At 38.0% G+C, this 16,596-nt stretch carries 13 protein-coding genes; all 13 read left to right on the top strand.

Annotated features, from left to right (window positions below):
* Positions 1 to 9: 9 nt before the first annotated feature.
* Positions 10 to 966 (top strand): hypothetical protein, encoded by a 957-nt coding sequence (locus tag RMY31_RS07045; protein WP_322657812.1) that lies wholly within the window; start codon positions 10 to 12, stop codon positions 964 to 966.
* 102 nt (positions 967 to 1,068) lie between these two features.
* On the top strand, positions 1,069 to 1,860 hold the full coding sequence (locus tag RMY31_RS07040; RefSeq protein ID WP_322657811.1) for a hypothetical protein: 792 nt from the start codon (positions 1,069 to 1,071) through the stop codon (positions 1,858 to 1,860).
* Between the two features lie 97 nt (positions 1,861 to 1,957).
* Positions 1,958 to 3,328 (top strand): murein biosynthesis integral membrane protein MurJ, encoded by a 1,371-nt coding sequence (murJ, locus tag RMY31_RS07035; protein WP_322657810.1) that lies wholly within the window; start codon positions 1,958 to 1,960, stop codon positions 3,326 to 3,328.
* A gap of 13 nt (positions 3,329 to 3,341) precedes the next feature.
* Positions 3,342 to 4,487: a glycosyltransferase family 4 protein gene (locus tag RMY31_RS07030; RefSeq protein WP_322657809.1), complete on the top strand. Its 1,146-nt coding sequence runs from the start codon at positions 3,342 to 3,344 to the stop codon at positions 4,485 to 4,487.
* 132 nt (positions 4,488 to 4,619) lie between these two features.
* A complete protein-coding gene (locus RMY31_RS07025; protein ID WP_322657808.1) occupies positions 4,620 to 5,774 on the top strand; it encodes a glycosyltransferase in 1,155 nt (384 codons plus the stop codon).
* A 51-nt stretch (positions 5,775 to 5,825) separates the two neighbouring features.
* Positions 5,826 to 6,998 (top strand): hypothetical protein, encoded by a 1,173-nt coding sequence (locus RMY31_RS07020; RefSeq protein WP_322657807.1) that lies wholly within the window; start codon positions 5,826 to 5,828, stop codon positions 6,996 to 6,998.
* Between the two features lie 250 nt (positions 6,999 to 7,248).
* Positions 7,249 to 8,493 (top strand): O-antigen ligase family protein, encoded by a 1,245-nt coding sequence (locus tag RMY31_RS07015; RefSeq protein ID WP_322657806.1) that lies wholly within the window; start codon positions 7,249 to 7,251, stop codon positions 8,491 to 8,493.
* Entirely contained in the window at positions 8,486 to 9,628 is a 1,143-nt protein-coding gene (locus RMY31_RS07010; protein WP_322657805.1) for a glycosyltransferase family 4 protein, read from the top strand. Before RMY31_RS07015 ends, RMY31_RS07010 begins: the two co-directional genes overlap by 8 nt.
* Positions 9,625 to 10,446: a hypothetical protein gene (locus RMY31_RS07005; protein ID WP_322657804.1), complete on the top strand. Its 822-nt coding sequence runs from the start codon at positions 9,625 to 9,627 to the stop codon at positions 10,444 to 10,446. Before RMY31_RS07010 ends, RMY31_RS07005 begins: the two co-directional genes overlap by 4 nt.
* A 3-nt stretch (positions 10,447 to 10,449) precedes the next feature.
* Complete coding sequence (gene asnB, locus RMY31_RS07000; RefSeq protein ID WP_322657803.1) at positions 10,450 to 12,354, top strand: asparagine synthase (glutamine-hydrolyzing); 1,905 nt, start codon at positions 10,450 to 10,452, stop codon at positions 12,352 to 12,354.
* Between the two features lie 613 nt (positions 12,355 to 12,967).
* Complete coding sequence (locus RMY31_RS06995; protein WP_322657802.1) at positions 12,968 to 14,248, top strand: nucleotide sugar dehydrogenase; 1,281 nt, start codon at positions 12,968 to 12,970, stop codon at positions 14,246 to 14,248.
* A gap of 10 nt (positions 14,249 to 14,258) precedes the next feature.
* On the top strand, positions 14,259 to 15,311 hold the full coding sequence (locus RMY31_RS06990) for an NAD-dependent epimerase (RefSeq protein WP_322657801.1): 1,053 nt from the start codon (positions 14,259 to 14,261) through the stop codon (positions 15,309 to 15,311).
* A gap of 67 nt (positions 15,312 to 15,378) precedes the next feature.
* The gene (locus RMY31_RS06985; protein ID WP_322657800.1) at positions 15,379 to 16,581 is read left to right on the top strand and encodes a glycosyltransferase family 4 protein; all 1,203 of its coding nucleotides are present in this window, start codon (positions 15,379 to 15,381) and stop codon (positions 16,579 to 16,581) included.
* The last annotated feature ends 15 nt before the right edge of the window (positions 16,582 to 16,596 follow it).

The raw sequence follows: 16,596 nt of genomic DNA, 5'->3' as shown, positions 1-16,596 counted from the left end.
AAAATTATTATGCAAGGAACAAATTTCATGAAGAAGTTAGTCAAAAAAATTATCAATATAGACTCAGAGTGGTCAATTGCAATTTACACGGGTGAATCTCCTTTAAACTTGGTTTCCCCCAAAAGTATAAAGAATCCGATTTTGACTGCTAAACATGTAACAGATGTGCCAGCAGAATTTGTTGCCGATCCATTCATGCTTCACGAAAATGACACTTGGTATATGTTTTTTGAAGTTCTGAATGCTCGTACTAATAAAGGAGATATCGGATTAGCAACTAGCAAAGATTGTCTTAATTGGAATTATCAAAAAATCGTACTTGAAGAACCATTTCATTTGTCTTATCCATATGTCTTTAAATGGAATCATGAGTACTATATGATTCCAGAAACTGCTCAAGCAAGTTCGGTTCGTTTATACAAAGCAACTAGTTTTCCAACACAATGGACATTCTGTAAAACTTTACTATCTGGAGAAGATTTTGTAGATCCTACAATTTTTCAACATAATGATTTATGGTGGCTGTTTACAGCAACAGCAGCAAAAAGAAATATTCTACGTCTCTACTATTCTCAGCAACCCACTGGCCCTTGGATTGAACATCCTCAGAGTCCTGTTATTAAGGGAAATGCAAAAATAGCTAGACCAGGAGGTCGAACTATAGTATTCAATGAGAAAATTTTTAGATATACCCAGGATTGTGAGTATATCTATGGCAAACAAGTTCTGGCATTTGAAATCACAGAGCTAACAACAGCAAATTATCAAGAAAAAGCAGTAAAAAGCAATCCAATTATTAAGGCAAGTGGATATGGTTGGAATAAAGTCGGTATGCACAATATCGATCCTCACCAGATTGATAATAATAAATGGATAGCCTGTGTGGATGGAAGGAGTACTCAATTAGCTTTAAATTCAAATTCAAGACTAGCACTGTGGCTTAAAAAGCTAAAAACTAGTTGTTAAATAAACAATTGTCAGATTCATATTTACCCGTTCAAATTTAAACACTGGTGAATCCATTGCGAGCTGTTTAAATTTGATTTAAATCTGAAAGGAAATAAATGTATGCTAATTCTCAAAAGAAAATTGATTTTCTCAGTGGGAGAAGTTTGGTTTGATGAAGAACCAAAAGAATTAAATAATGTAGACGTAATCTATTACAAACAATGGAAATATCCAATTGCCGGCGCTCAATCTAATGAAGTGCAAACAAGATTGATAGATCTAACTAAAAGTCAACAGGAACTCTGGCAAAATATCAGTAGTAATGACAGATACAAAATTAGACGAGCAGAGCAAAAAGATGAAATTGCTTATGAGTATTGGGATAATGTGAACTCTGACCTTCTCAATAGATTTTCTGATTTTTATGATTTATTTGCTACACAAAAAGGGTTGGTTAAGATTGATAGAAGCTGGTTAAGAAAACGCGCAGATGCTGGCTTGATTGACATTTCACATGTGAAGTTAAAAGACGGTAGCCCTCTGGTTTGGCATGTTTACTATGTTCATAAAAATAGAGCTTTTCTTTTGCATTCTGCATCTATTAAAAATAGCGAAAACACGTCTTATCAATCACTTATCGGACGGGCAAATCGTTACCATCACTGGCAGGATATATTGAGATTTAAAAATTCTGGAATCGGGATTTATGATTTTGGAGGCTGGTATACTGGAAATACAGACCGCCAAAAACTAGGTATTAATGAATTTAAAGAGAAATTTGGTGGAGAAGTTGTCAAGAATTTCAATTGCATTAATGGCATTACTATAAAGGGCAAGCTATATTTACACTTGCTGAAGATATATATGAGTTTATCTAAATTACCCTTACCACGCATACCTTGGGGTGGTTAGTCTAACAAGCTGCTTAGGTTCAGTGATAGTGAGATTATTAGCAATAACTATCCAGGCTTGGATGCAGGTGTTTTAAAGTAATTTTCTGAACAGCAGTATGGAAATGTGGCGTTTGCAAAGCTTAGTTGATTTATGGAAGAAGCTAACAAGTAGCTCTATCAATCGCCAAATTTTTGGCGCAGCTATGATAGTTGGTTTATTGACAGCATTGGTTAAAGTGGCAGCGATGGGTAAAGAATTAGTGGTTGCCCAAAGGTTTGGCACTGGAGACGACGTAGATGCTTATTTAATTGCCTTACTAGTTCCTTCTTTTATCATCAATGTAATCGCTGGTTCTTTTAATAGCGCTCTCATACCTACTTATATGAAGGTACGAGAGCAAGAAGGCAAAAAAGCTGCTCAAAGACTTTTTTCTGGAGCTACAGTCAGTGGGTTAGGACTACTAGGAATCACGACGATATTGATGGTAGTCACTGCACCTATCTACTTACCATATATTGCAACTGGCTTTAGTCCTGAAAAGTTAGAGATGACTTTTCATCTGCTCTATGCGATCGCGCCTCTTGTGCTGCTAAATGGGATTATTATCATTTGGAGTGCTGTATTGAATGCAGGAGAGCGTTTTGCATTAGCAGCTTTGTCACCAATTCTGACTCCAACTGTTAGCGTCATATTGCTGTTGATGCTCAAGTCTTGGGGCATTTTTGCTTTAGCAGTAGGGCTAGTCTGCGGTGCCGTACTAGAAATAACTCTTTTAGGAATAGCACTACACCGACAAAACATTTCCTGGTGGCCAAAATGGTATGGGTTTGATACTCACCTGCGTCAGGTTGTAGGTCAATATTTCCCCATGATTGCAGGGAGTTTTTTAATGTGTAGTACAACTTTAGTCGATCAATCTATGGCAGCGATGTTGCCGGCTGGTAGCGTAGCGGCACTGAATTACGGTAACAAGGTGATTGCCTTGCCGATAACTCTAGCTACTACAGCATTAAGCACTGCTGTAATTCCCTATTTTTCCAAAATGGTAGCCAGTAACGACTGGACAGGTGTACGTCGGACGCTGAAGCAGTATATGCAGTCGATCTTGATCGCTACTACGATACTGACAGCATTCTTGCTTGTGTTTTCTGAGTTGATAGTTCAGGTACTTTTCCAAAGAGGTTCGTTTACAGCTAACGATACACATTTAGTAGCTCAAATCCAAAATTTTTTTGCTCTACAAATACCTTTTTATATAGCAAGTATTTTGGTAGTACGTTTAATTTCCGCAATGCAAGTTAGCTATATATTGATGTGGGGTTCTGCTTGTAATTTAATCATAAATATATTTTTAAACTATTTATTTATGAACTGGTGGGGTGTTGCAGGTATCGCTTTATCAACAACCTGCGTTTACATTTTTTCCTTCTTATTTTTAACATATAGTGCAAATCAGAAATTAAAAAATCGTCATTTTGCAAAATAAATTTAACTTCCAAATGAGATTAACACTGATTATTTCTTCTCTAACCTATGGTGGTGCTGAACGTGTAATGTCAATCATGGCAAACTACTGGGTAGCGAAAGGATGGCAAATTACTCTATTGACATTTGAGAGTCAAAAAAATAACGAATTTTATCTAGATACCTGTGTTTCTTATCTGACATTAGGCATAAATAAAGATTCTGCCAATGCAATTATTGGTGTCTGGAATAATTTGAAGCGTATTGGAAGACTACGAGATGCAATTATTAACAGCAAACCAGATGCTGTAATTAGCTTTATGTCTACGACAAACGTGCTAGTTTTACTAGCGACTCGAGGATTGCAAATACCAGTAGTAGTGTCTGAACGTAACGATCCACTAAAAATTTCTATAAGTAGGAGTTGGAAACAACTACGGCAATGGACTTATCCATTTGCAGATCGCATCGTTTTTCAGACTAAGAGAGCAAGAGATTATTTTTCGTCTAAAGTTCAAGCTAGTGGTTGTATTATCCCTAACATGGTTTTATTACCGCCTATAGAAAAAGAGTTATCGCGCAACCTCTTAAAAGAGCGATCGCTCATTGCTGTGGGACGTTTAGTCAGAGCAAAAGGCTTTGATTTATTGCTACAAGCCTTTGCAAAACTAAAAAATTGTTATCCAGATTGGACATTAACCATTTTAGGAGAAGGCTCGTTGCGCCCGGATCTGGAATCATTGTGCGAGCAATTGGGACTGAGCGATCGCGTTTATCTTCCTGGAGCAGTCAATAATCCCTATGAATTTCTCAAGCAAGCAGACATTTTTATCATGTCCTCTCGCTTTGAGGGTTTTCCTAACGCCCTTTGTGAAGCGATGGCCTGTGGATTACCAGTTATTTCTACAGATTGCCCTAGTGGACCAAGAGAGATTATTCGTGATGGGATAGATGGCATCTTAGTACCCAATGAAGATGTGTCAGCATTAGCCGCAGCAATGGAACAACTAATATCTAATGAAGAAGAGCGGAAATGTTTAGCAGCTCGTGCGCCAGAAGTGACCGAACGATTCAATTTAGAAAAGGTAATGGGAATGTGGGAAGAATTATTAACTCAAGTTATTCATGAAAAAATTTGGCAAGTCGTTACTAATGTCCATAAGCCTGAATTAGGAAGATAACATAGCCAATTCTAATTACTAAAAAAGTAACTAATTATGAATATGGCTAGGATAGGCTAACCCGACTTTAATTAAGCAAACACAAAACTCTTTTGAACTACTTTAGATATTTTGTATAATTCATTAATCAAAATGCATAGAATTACTTTTCTCATTCGTAATCTGAACTTTGGCGGTGCCCAAAGACAATTAGTGACGCTAGTAAAAGGTTTAAAGCAACAAGGTTTTGATGTCAGCGTTTTATATTTTTACCCTGGTGGGGCATTAGAGAAAGATTTAAAAGATAGTAATATACCTGCCATCTGTTTAGAAAAACGGGGACGTTGGCATTTATTTAGTTTCTTTTGGTCACTTGTTCAGCATCTTAAACACATACATCCTCATGTGTTACATGGATATCTTGCAGAATCAAATTTACTGACTATATTATTAAAGCCTTTTTTGCCTAAGACCAAAATGATTTGGGGAATACGCGAATCCTACATGGATCGTCAAGTTTCTGATTGGCTGGCATATATCATCTTTCAATTAGAGAGATTTTTATCATGCTTTACCGATCTGATTATTATCAATTCTCATGCTGGTCAAATATATTATCTAAATCAGGGATTCACCGCCGCCAAGATGATGGTAATCCCTAATGGTATTGATATCGATCGATTTAAGCCCGATCGAGAAACTCGGACAAAAGTACGAATGGAATGGGGAATTTTAGAAGATACGATTCTAATCGGTTTAGTGGGACGGCTAGATCTAAGGAAAGACCATGCTACGTTTCTAAAAGCAGCGGCATTACTGTGTAAAGAAAGGCAAGATGTGCGTTTTGTTTGTGTAGGTAGTGGCCCAGAAAACTATGCACGAGAACTTTGTCAGATGGCTGAAGAATTAAGCATCTCTGAGAAAATTATCTGGGCAGGAGGACGTGCAGACATGCCTGCGGTACATAATGCTCTAAATATAGCTGTTTCTTCATCTTATACTGAAGGATTTTCTAATGTAATTGGAGAAGCGATGGCCTGTGACATACCTTGTGTAGTAACAGATGTAGGCGATTCTGCTTGGATTGTTGGTGATACAGGCATAGTTGTACCACCTAAAAATCCAGAGGCATTAAAAAATGCTATGAAGAAATTAATAGAAAATCTTGGCGCGAATAATTTCAATAGAGCACATATTCGGCAGAGAATTGTTAAACAGTTTTCAGTACAACAATTAGTTATTAAAACCGAAGCTGCTTTTCTCAGCTTATTTTGTGATTCCATTTCTAAATCACAAAAATCGATGTAAACACAAAAAATCAGATGTAAAAAGGAATCTATGTTGAGAATAAGATATTCCATGCAACGATTTTATAGAGTGTTAGCACTTGCTTTGTGTATAACAATGTTCTACTTTTGTTTTGCAGTTGCACAACCTAAACAAAAACTCAATAAATTTATTCACTATGGCTGGGATGCACCAAATCCTTCTTTTCTGAATAAAAATATTCAACAAATGGAAAAACGTCCATTTGATGGTGTTATTATTCGTCTGAAAGCAGGAAAGAAAGTTTTCTTACACGAGCCTTATAATTCCAAAGATTTTACTCAAGATATAGAAAGTCTTAAAACAACTAAATTTTCTAAGTTTACCGATAATTTCTTGGTAATGTGGGCAACAACAGACAAAGGCTGGGATTGGTTTAGCGAGAGTGATTGGAAAGCATCAGAATATAATCTTCGTCTTTTTGCAAAAACGGCACATAATGGACGATTAGTAGGCATTGCTTTCGATCCAGAAACCTATGAACCTTATGGTGCAAATCCATGGCTCTATCCAAGTCTTCCTCAGGCTAAGGAGAAATCTTTTGAGGAATACAAGCAACAAGTACGTAAGCGAGGCGCACAGTTTATTCAAGCTATCCAACAAGAACTACCAGGCATTAAACTTCTCACCTTATTTCAGTTGAGCCAATTCGTAGAATTAGATCGTGAGAGTCTGCCTGATTTTTCTAAAAACAATTATGGACTTTTTCCAGCATTTGTTAACGGTATGTTGGATGCAGTTGACCCAAAGACGCTAATTATTGATGGTAACGAAGATGCTTATTACAGTGAAAGTAAGAAGGATTTTTTCTGGGGATATAATTTAATCCGAGAATTAGCATTGGCATTGGTAGATCCTAAAAATAAGACAAAATACACCCGTCAAGTTCAGGTAGGCCAAGCTGTCTACATAGACGAATTATTCGCTTTACGCCAACCTCAAAAATCATTTATTAGTTATTACCTGACTCCACAGCAAAGAGCAAAATGGCTTGAACACAACACATACTATGCGCTAGCGACTTCAGACGAGTATGTTTGGTGTTATAGCGAGCAAACAAATTGGTGGAAGAACAAAATAGCCTCTGGAGTTGAAGAAGCAATTCGCTCAGCTCAAAAAAAGATAAAGAATAAAAAGCCTTTAGGCTTCAGCATTGAAAAGATGATAAAAAGAGCAAAAAATATGAGAGATGAAAAAAATATATAAATAAGAAACTAAGCTGAAACACATTTTCTTTGTATAGTCAATTCTGAGAGTATTTGACAGTCTACATGATTATATATGTAAGTTAAATGTGGAACAGCTTAGTAAAGCTAACTAGGATAAAGTCAAAACCAATTTCTTGTGATTATTAGCAAGTTTAAATTCACAATTATCAAAGTTTTTTAGCCAAAATCCGGGCTTCAAAATAGAAGTTTATTTATATAGAGTGTTAATTAAATCATTCAGGCAAAATATGATCGTAAATAATGAAATAAACGATAATCACTCAAATCAATCAGTTTCACTTTGGGAAAGGTTTAGTAAATGTTTAAAATTAGCTCCATTTCCAATATTTTCTCTAGTTGCTTACATGAGTCTCCGTAGTACACAGATCTTCCCAGATGAAGGTGCGATCTTCATCAATAAGTTGTGGCATGAAGCATTTCTAGGCTGGTACGATCTTTTACTTATATTTTCTATTGGGATTTGTTTTTTGTCAGGTTTAATTTTAATTGACAAGCAAGATTTTCTATTTATAGTAACTTTAACATTCATCATCTCATTGAGTTTCTTCGATGCTCTTGAACTGGGCGATCGCTATATCATAGATACTCTAGTTTATCTACTCAGATTTATCCTAGTTTTTTATTTAGCTAAGGGGCTTGTTTATCGCCTCGGCGCTCAGACAAGTGAGAGTGTGTTAATCGTTTTATTCATTATTTTAGTATTGAGTAGCATATTCGTTGCCCAACAACAATTGGGAGAGTTGAATAGAATTTATGCTGCGGGAATGACTGTAGCAAGTTCCAGTCAAGTAGCAAGTATAGTTTGCTTAATTGCATTGATGAGAAAATATAAGCTAATAATAGTCATTTCTATAATTTATTTATTTTTAACCTTTAGTAGAACATCAGTTTTAGTGAGCCTTATATTATTTTTAATATATTCAAGAAAACTATCATTGGCGAAAAAAATAAAATATTATACTATAATTGCAATTTTGACATCCATTTTTGTTGTTATCTTGCTTAACTATGGTGGAGATTTATATACATCTTTGATTGCTAACCGCACTAATATAGATGAAATTTCTACTCTAAATTCCAGAGAATTTATCTGGGATAATGCTCTGAGGTTATTGCAATCTGAACGCATTCCAATCTTGGGGATTGGATTTAATGCCACACCTTCTTTAATCAAATCTGCAAATATTGTATTTGTCGATAGTTATGGACAACTTCAATCACCAGAACATTTCCACAATATTTTTATAGAGTATGGTTTTGGACTTGGTATTTTTTCTCTATTTATCTTCTATTACATGTTCAAAAGAGTATGGCAGACATTTAAAAACAACTGTTATCCAGCATTCTTTATTTTTGCTTCTTTTCTAATATGCCAAAGTGCTGATTTTACTTTTTATCAGCCAAAGCAGGTTATTATTTGGTCGCTGATGTTAGGACTTGCAGAAGGACAATGGAGATCTGAACATGAGTAGAGTTTTGATTGTTTATATTACTACTGGACTGTCAACTGGCGGCGCTGAAATAATTCTTTATAGGATACTTTCTAAAATCAACCGAGAGTATTTTAGTCCAGTTGTAATCTCTCTAATGGATTATGGGAGATTGGGCGATAAAATTGAAGCCTTGGATATACCTATTTATACCATTGGTATTAAAAAAGGAATGCCACCGACACCAGCTTCCATTTGGCGAATTATTCACATAGTTCGTAAACTCAAACCAAATCTAATCCAAGGCTGGATGTATCATGGCAATTTAGCCGCTCAATTAGTTAGTTATTTAAGTTTTACCAAAATACCAGTTTTATGGAGTATTCATAGTTCAATTTACTCATTAGGTCTGACGAAAAAAATGACAGCAACTGTTATTAAATTATGTGCTGGAATTTCCAAAGCTCCTAGCAAGATTATGTATGTTTCTCAAATTGGTAAATTACAGCATGAAAACTTGGGCTATTCTAACCAAAATAGCTGTGTAATTCCTAATGGAACTGATACTTCAGTATTCAAACCATCAGTTGAAGCTAGATTGACTGTTCGCAAAGAGTTAGGTTTATCTGAAAATACCTTTTTGATTGGATTGATTTGTCGTTATCATCCAATGAAAGACCACGCTAATTTTCTCCAAGCTGCTGCAATCTTACTGAAAAACTATCCAGATACAAACTTTCTGCTAATTGGAACGGAGGTTACTTTAGAGAATCAGATTTTGTATCAATTAATTCAAGAGTTAGGAATTATCGATCGAGTTCACTTGCTTGGAGAACGCACAGACATACCTCGCTTGACCGCAGCTTTAGATATTGCTTCTTCTTCTTCTGCCTATGGTGAAGGATGGCCTCTGATTATAGGAGAGGCAATGTCTTGTGGTGTGCCTTGTGTCGTGACTGACGTGGGAGATTCTGGCTGGATTGTGGCAGATACTGGACGGATAGTACCTCCAAAGAATTCTGAGGCACTTGCAAATGCATGGCAAGAATTACTAATGATGGACAGCGAGCAACGGCAAAAGCTGGGAATGTCGGCACGGCAGCGAGTGGTAGAGAACTTTTCGTTGGAAGCTGTTGTAAATCGATACGAGGCAATCTATTCGGAGATACTGAAGTGAAAAGTTTTAGGGTCTATCAATGGAATATTTTATCTATTTCATTAATTTCCATTGGTGTAAGTCTATTAGGAATTGCTAGTTTAGGGCAATGGACATCCCTGGGAAACTACAGAAATACTCCAGCTCGTTCTTGGGAGTGCTTTGACCCTCATCTGGCAAAAAAAACACCTAGTCTTAATGCTCTCTATGCAGAAGCGCAAACACGATCGCAACGACCATTAGAGCAACTAACACCACATGATGCAATGCAAGTTCTTTACGAAGTAACCGCCTGTCGATTCACGCATGGCGATCGCGACGCGCAGCATACGCTATTTAGTAATTCGATTTTATGGAGTATCGGCTTTATAGACCATAATTTCAAAGTTCATTACAACGTCGATCATCTGTTGAAGTATGGACACTCAGGCTTTTGCAGTCAAGTATCTTTCGTTCTCATAAAATTAGCCGAAAGAGCAAGAATACCCGCTCGCTTAGTCCATTTAAATGGTCATGTGGTCATGGAGGCTTGGTATAACGATGACTGGCATATGTATGATGCTGATATGGAAGTTGTACCCATCAAGAACGATCGCGTTGTTAGCTTGGAAGAATTAAGTAGGGACAAAGCTCTGACATTTGAAACTTACAAATTCCGTCCTGAAACCGAGAAGTGGGTGAATACTGTAGTCACAAGAATTGATAATTTTGCAGATCGAGTCGATCGCATTAACAGTGCATCTTTTTTGCAATTGTTGAAAATTACTGAGTATTTAAAGTTTTTGCTCCCTCTTTTTTTAGCGATCGGCAGTTTCCGGATGTATAGATATAAGCATTAGTTTATGTGTGGGATTACTGGTTTTTTGGATTCTTCTCGACAAACTTCTGATGACATCATGCAAGCAATAGTCAGGCAGATGTCAGATACACTAATTCATCGCGGCCCAGATGATGGAGGAATTTGGGTAGATGAATCGGCAGGGATTGCCTTGGGACATCGACGACTAGCGATTGTAGACCTTTCACCAGAAGGGCATCAGCCCATGCTATCGGCTAACGATCGCTATGTCATTGTGTTTAACGGCGAGATTTATAATTTTCTAGAACTACGGTCTCAACTTGAATCATTGGGACATCATTTTCGAGGTCATTCTGATACAGAGGTAATGCTGGCTAGCTTTAGCCAATGGGGAGTAGATGGGGCAATCAAGCGCTACAATGGCATGTTTGCTTTTGCCCTGTGGGATCGTCAAGAGCAGCTTTTGCATTTAGGACGCGATCGCTTAGGTGAAAAGCCTCTTTATTACGGCTGGATTGGTCAAACCTTTTTATTTAGCTCAGAGTTAAAAGCTCTAAAAGCCCATCCTGCTTTTAAAGCAAAAATTAATCGCGATGCTTTAACATTGTTCCTACGGCATGGCTACGTTCCCACACCATATTCTATCTACCAAGACATCTATAAATTACCACCAGCTACAGTCCTTACCTGGAATGGTAGCCAAGTTCATCCCAATCCTGTAACCTACTGGTCTGTAAAAGAAGTTGCAGAGTTAGGGATTGCAGAACCATTTAACGGTTCAGACTTGGAAGCAGTAGCTCAACTAGAAACCCTGCTATTGGAAGCAGTAGGTCTAAGAATGGTTGCAGATGTACCATTGGGTGCTTTTATATCTGGGGGAGTTGACTCTTCAACAGTAGTAGCCCTGATGCAAGCTCAAAGTAGCCAACCAGTGAAAACATTCTCTATTGGCTTTCATGAAGATGACTATAACGAAGCACAGTATGCCAAGGCGGTGGCAAAGCATTTAAGTACAGACCATACAGAACTTTATGTCACCCCAGAAGAAGCACTGCAAGTCATCCCCAAGCTACCGATTTTGTACGACGAACCTTTTTCCGACTCATCTCAAGTGCCTACTTTTCTGGTATCTCAGCTTGCTAAACAATATGTGACAGTCAGTCTTTCTGGCGATGGTGGGGATGAACTATTTGCAGGATATAAGCGTTATTTCAAAGCTCGCAACATTTGGCAGACAATCGGTTGGATACCTCCAATGCTACGCAAGAATGCTGCACATGCCCTGACAAGCTTATCATTAGCTAAACTCAAACAATCGACTTTGGGGAATAAATTACAGACAATCGCTGAGATTTTGAAACTTCCTCATGCCGATGCTATCTACACAAAGTTGATCTCTCACTGTCAAGAACCAGAAACAGTAGTAGTAGGTGGTTTAGAACCTCCAACAGGCTTCAGCGATCGCCAACATTGGACAGAGTTAACCGACTTTACTCAACGTATGATGTACCTCGATACTGTGAGCTATTTACCTGATGATATCCTTGTGAAAGTCGATCGAGCCAGTATGGGTATGAGTTTAGAAGCTCGCGTACCACTATTGGATCGTCGAGTAGTAGAATTCGCTTGGCGTATACCACTTTCTATGAAAATTCGTAACAACCAAGGCAAGTGGCTATTACGTCAAGTTTTATATAAATACGTGCCTAAACACTTGATTGAGCGTCCCAAAAAGGGGTTTAGCGTCCCGATTGATAGTTGGTTACGCGGCCCTTTACGAAATTGGGCAGAAGCATTACTGGATGAACATCGGCTAAAGCAAGAAGGGTTTTTTAATCCACAGCCGATTCGACAAAAGTGGGCAGAGCATATTACAGGTGAAAAAGACTGGCAATACATTCTTTGGAATGTACTGATGTTTCAAGCATGGTTAGAAGAAAAGTATTAATTGTTAAATGATGATGTTCATCTCTCAATAATCTACTTAAGAATGAATTGGGAAAACCAATCGACCAGGAAGCCTAACCAGCCTTAATTTTACCCAGTTCGGGGAAAATATTAATCTTTCAAATTCGTATTCAGATACCAAGGAGTAGTCTGAAAAACGTCATATTTTTGGTTGTGCAATTGTTTGTTTAACTTTAGAGTAGATATTTAATGAATTGAAATTAATATCTAAAACTATTGCCAAAGTGGCATCTATTCCTTGATATTGACTGTTAAATTGTTTAAGTGTTCAACAACAGTAAAAACAATAATGTATGCCAAATGCCAATATAAAAATACTGTTGTTGATTTGAAAAAATGTTAGTTTGATTAAAGGAAAAATATCGTTTATAAGCTGATTTTTGTTATTCCTAATATCAGCATAATCAGATTAAATATGTGACAAAATTAATCGATTAGCGTTATCCAATCAGACTTACATTCGTATAGATAGCTCTGGAAGTAGCGACTGCACCCTTCATTTCCACAATACTTTTTAAATTTTAAAGCCCACATCTTTGAGCAAATTGAATTAAGTCAAACATTAATCTCTACTCTGATTACACTTCTAAGATATGAGCGATCGCATTGCAGTTATCGGTTTGGGTTACGTTGGCTTACCTGTAGCCTTAGCATTTGCCAAAAAATTCCCCTACACTGTTGGGTTTGATGTCAACGTCGAGAAAGTTACAAATTTAAGACAAGGCATCGATACTACAGGTGAAATCTCCCAAGAGGAGTTAATAAACACGACTCTGAATATCGTTTCAGAACCATACGACTTAGTAGATAGCAACTTTTTTGTAGTTGCAGTCCCAACCCCTGTTGACCGCAACCATCGACCAGACTTGTCCTACCTGATTAAAGCATCGGAATTAGTCGGTAAAGTATTACAACCTGGAGCGACAGTAGTCTATGAATCTACTGTTTATCCAGGGGTGACAGAAGAAATCTGCGGCCCTACTCTGGCAAAAGTATCAGGCTTACAGCAGGGTGTTGATTTCAAACTTGGTTACTCTCCAGAAAGAATTAATCCGGGTGACAAGGCTCATACTCTAGAAAAGATTGTGAAAGTTGTAGCTGGGGAAGATGCTGAAACCTTAGAAAAGGTGGCGAGAGTTTACGGAACTATTATTGATGCTGGTGTGTATCGCGCTTCCTCCATTAAAGTAGCTGAGGCAGCCAAAGCGATTGAAAATACTCAGCGAGACTTGAATATTGCCTTAATGAACGAGTTAGCATTAATTTGCGATCGCCTCAATATCCGCACTCACGATGTATTAGCAGCAGCAAGAACCAAATGGAACTTTTTGCCATTCACTCCAGGACTTGTCGGCGGTCACTGCATTGGTGTTGACCCTTATTATTTAACTACCAAAGCAGAAGAACTCGGATACCATCCTGAAGTTATGCTTGCTGGTCGTCGGATCAATGACAGTATGGGAATCCATATTGGCCGGCATCTAGTCAAGCTTTTAATCAAGGCTAACCTATCTATCAAAGGAGCGCGTATCGGAATTCTCGGTCTAACCTTTAAGGAAAATGTGTCTGATGTCCGAAACAGTCGCGTTCCCGATATCGTTGCAGAGTTGCGTCAATTTGGGATTAATCCCCTCGTACACGATCCGCTAGCTGATAGCCACGAAGCTCAGCGAGAGTATGGTATCCAGCTTACAGACTGGCAAGAATTATCCAATCTAGATGGAATTGTCTTGGCTGTCAGTCATCAAGCTTACCTAGACATGTCTCGCGAACAGTTGCTTGCTTGTCTGCGTCCCGGAGGAGTTTTGTTAGATGTCAAATCTGTTTTTGATTCTCTGACTCTGCCAAGCAACATTCATTATTCAAGTCTATAGGAGAAAATACATGGTTAAAGTTTTAGTCACAGGTGCTGCTGGCTTCATTGGGTTTCATCTCAGTCAACGCCTACTATCCAGAGGTGACGAGGTTGTGGGACTAGATAATCTCAATGACTACTATGATGTCTCCCTCAAAAAAGAACGCTTAGCCCAATTAGAGGACAAATCAGGCTTTAGTTTTCACAAACTAGATTTAGTAGACAATGCAGGCATTGCACAACTGTTTGCAGAACAACGCTTCGATATTGTAGTTAACTTAGCAGCCCAAGCAGGTGTCCGCTACTCACTCAAGAATCCCCATGCATATATAGATAGCAACTTGGTAGGCTTTACTAACATTCTGGAGGGTTGTCGTCACTCAGGCGTTAAGCATCTAGTATTTGCTTCTTCTAGTTCTGTCTACGGTGCTAATACCAAAACGCCCTTTTCGGTTCACGACAACGTAGACCATCCAGTTAGTTTGTATGCTGCTACAAAAAAAGCCAACGAGCTGATGGCTCATACATATAGCCATTTGTATAATTTACCTACAACTGGACTGCGCTTCTTTACCGTCTATGGCCCGTGGGGTCGTCCAGATATGGCGCTGTTTTTATTCACTAAAGCAATTTTAGCAAAACAGCCAATTGATGTCTTTAATTACGGTAAAATGCGTCGAGATTTTACTTATATTGACGACATCGTAGAGGGTATTGTCCGGGTGATAGATACAATACCTCAACCAAATACTGCTTGGTCAGGAGATACACCCGACCCAGGAACCAGTAAGGCTCCTTATAAAATTTACAACATAGGTAATAATCAACCCGTCGAATTAATGCATTTTATAGAAGTGCTAGAAAACAGTTTGGGAATAAAAGCAGCAAAAAATTTGCTGCCGCTGCAACTTGGTGATGTTCCCGTTACCTATGCAGATGTCGACGATCTGATTAGGGATGTTGGTTTCAAACCTAGCACTCCAATTGAGGTAGGAATTGAACGTTTTGTGGCTTGGTATTGTTCTTACTACAAAGTGCAAATACCATTGCGATCGCTTTCTTTAGGCGCTCAGGTTAGTTAAGAAAAATTTCATAAAAATGGCAAAACTTCATGCAATTTTTTCTGTATTTACAGATGTTTAAAATGACATGAATACTGTACCAAAAACTATTTGGCATGTTGGTGGAGAAGATATACGTTTCCGCATTCCTCTGTTGTTAGCACTTAGGGATAGAGGTTTTAATGTTGGAGCTGTTGGGTCTGAAAATGGCGATGCTTTTGCAAACCATCAAATTCCATATTATCGATACACACTAGAACGGGAAATCAACGCACTAGCAGATATACAGACTCGCACCCAACTTTTCAACTTATTTAGTAAATATAAACCAGATGTCGTTCATGGTTTTGATACTAAACCAGCTATGATAACACCCATTGTAGCAATGAAGGCTAAAATTCCCGGAAGAGTGCGTACAATTAATGGGATGGGCTATATCTTCTCTTCTAATTCTCCATTAGCGCTGACACTCAGACCTATATATCGATATTTGCAAAGAAAAGCTTCTGCGGCAGCAGGAATCACAGTATTTCAAAATCTTGACGATCGCGAATATTTTCGCAAGCATAAGATGGTCAAAGATGGCTGTGATGATTTAGTTTTGGGTTCGGGTATTGATATAGAACAGTTAATAAAAAACCGTCCCAACCCCGAACAACTAGCAGTCATACGCCAAGAATTAGGTTTAGAAAGACAATTAGTTGTCACTATGATTGCGCGTCTTGTTGTTTCTAAAGGCGTAATGGAATATCTTGATGCAGCTAAAATAGTTTGCCAGCAAATGCAAGGTGTCAAGTTTATTTTAATTGGCCCGTTCTCCTCAGAAGGACGACAAGCAGTGCCAATCGAGGCAGTTCAACAGCAAGCTAAATTTGTTTCTTATCTGGGTATTCGTAATGATATATCTACATTATTGTCTTTGAGCGATCTCTTTGTTTTACCTAGTTATCGTGAGGGTATGTCACGCGTTTTGTTAGAAGCTGGTGCAATGGAACTTCCCTTGATTACAACGAATACACCTGGTTGTAAGGATGTCGTGCAAGATGGTTGGAATGGGTTATTAGTTCCTCCTCGAAATGCAAAAGCTTTAGCTACAGCAATTCTGCAACTTCTCAAGTCTAAAGACCAGAGAATCTTAATGGGTACTCGTAGTGGAATACATGTACGGGAAAATTTCAGTCTGAAAAAGGTGGCTGATTCTTATACAAACATCTACTACCGTGCTTTAGGATTACCGCATTTAGAGCAACATCAACTAAACAAATTTAGAAATGAAGTCAACTATTTATAAAATTAGGAAAGTTTT

The sequence above is a fragment of the Dendronalium sp. ChiSLP03b genome (genome assembly GCF_034531165.2).
In the GTDB taxonomy this organism is placed as follows: Bacteria; Cyanobacteriota; Cyanobacteriia; order Cyanobacteriales; family Nostocaceae; genus Dendronalium; species Dendronalium minutum.
The sequence above is the reverse complement of the archived record's forward strand: the minus strand, read 5'-3'. Positions and strand labels throughout refer to the sequence as shown.

Bases quoted from the DNA above. Each gene is read 5' to 3' on its own strand.
- RMY31_RS07010 (WP_322657805.1), top strand. From the start codon at position 8,486: ATGAGTAGAGTTTTGATTGTTTATATTACTACTGGACTGTCAACTGGC.
- RMY31_RS07020 (WP_322657807.1), top strand. From the start codon at position 5,826: ATGCAACGATTTTATAGAGTGTTAGCACTTGCTTTGTGTATAACAATG.
- RMY31_RS06990 (WP_322657801.1), top strand. From the start codon at position 14,259: ATGGTTAAAGTTTTAGTCACAGGTGCTGCTGGCTTCATTGGGTTTCAT.
- RMY31_RS07040 (WP_322657811.1), top strand. From the start codon at position 1,069: ATGCTAATTCTCAAAAGAAAATTGATTTTCTCAGTGGGAGAAGTTTGG.
- murJ (WP_322657810.1), top strand. From the start codon at position 1,958: ATGGAAATGTGGCGTTTGCAAAGCTTAGTTGATTTATGGAAGAAGCTA.
- RMY31_RS06995 (WP_322657802.1), top strand. From the start codon at position 12,968: ATGAGCGATCGCATTGCAGTTATCGGTTTGGGTTACGTTGGCTTACCT.
- RMY31_RS06985 (WP_322657800.1), top strand. From the start codon at position 15,379: ATGAATACTGTACCAAAAACTATTTGGCATGTTGGTGGAGAAGATATA.
- RMY31_RS07015 (WP_322657806.1), top strand. From the start codon at position 7,249: ATGATCGTAAATAATGAAATAAACGATAATCACTCAAATCAATCAGTT.
- RMY31_RS07025 (WP_322657808.1), top strand. From the start codon at position 4,620: ATGCATAGAATTACTTTTCTCATTCGTAATCTGAACTTTGGCGGTGCC.
- RMY31_RS07030 (WP_322657809.1), top strand. From the start codon at position 3,342: ATGAGATTAACACTGATTATTTCTTCTCTAACCTATGGTGGTGCTGAA.
- RMY31_RS07045 (WP_322657812.1), top strand. From the start codon at position 10: ATGCAAGGAACAAATTTCATGAAGAAGTTAGTCAAAAAAATTATCAAT.
- asnB (WP_322657803.1), top strand. From the start codon at position 10,450: ATGTGTGGGATTACTGGTTTTTTGGATTCTTCTCGACAAACTTCTGAT.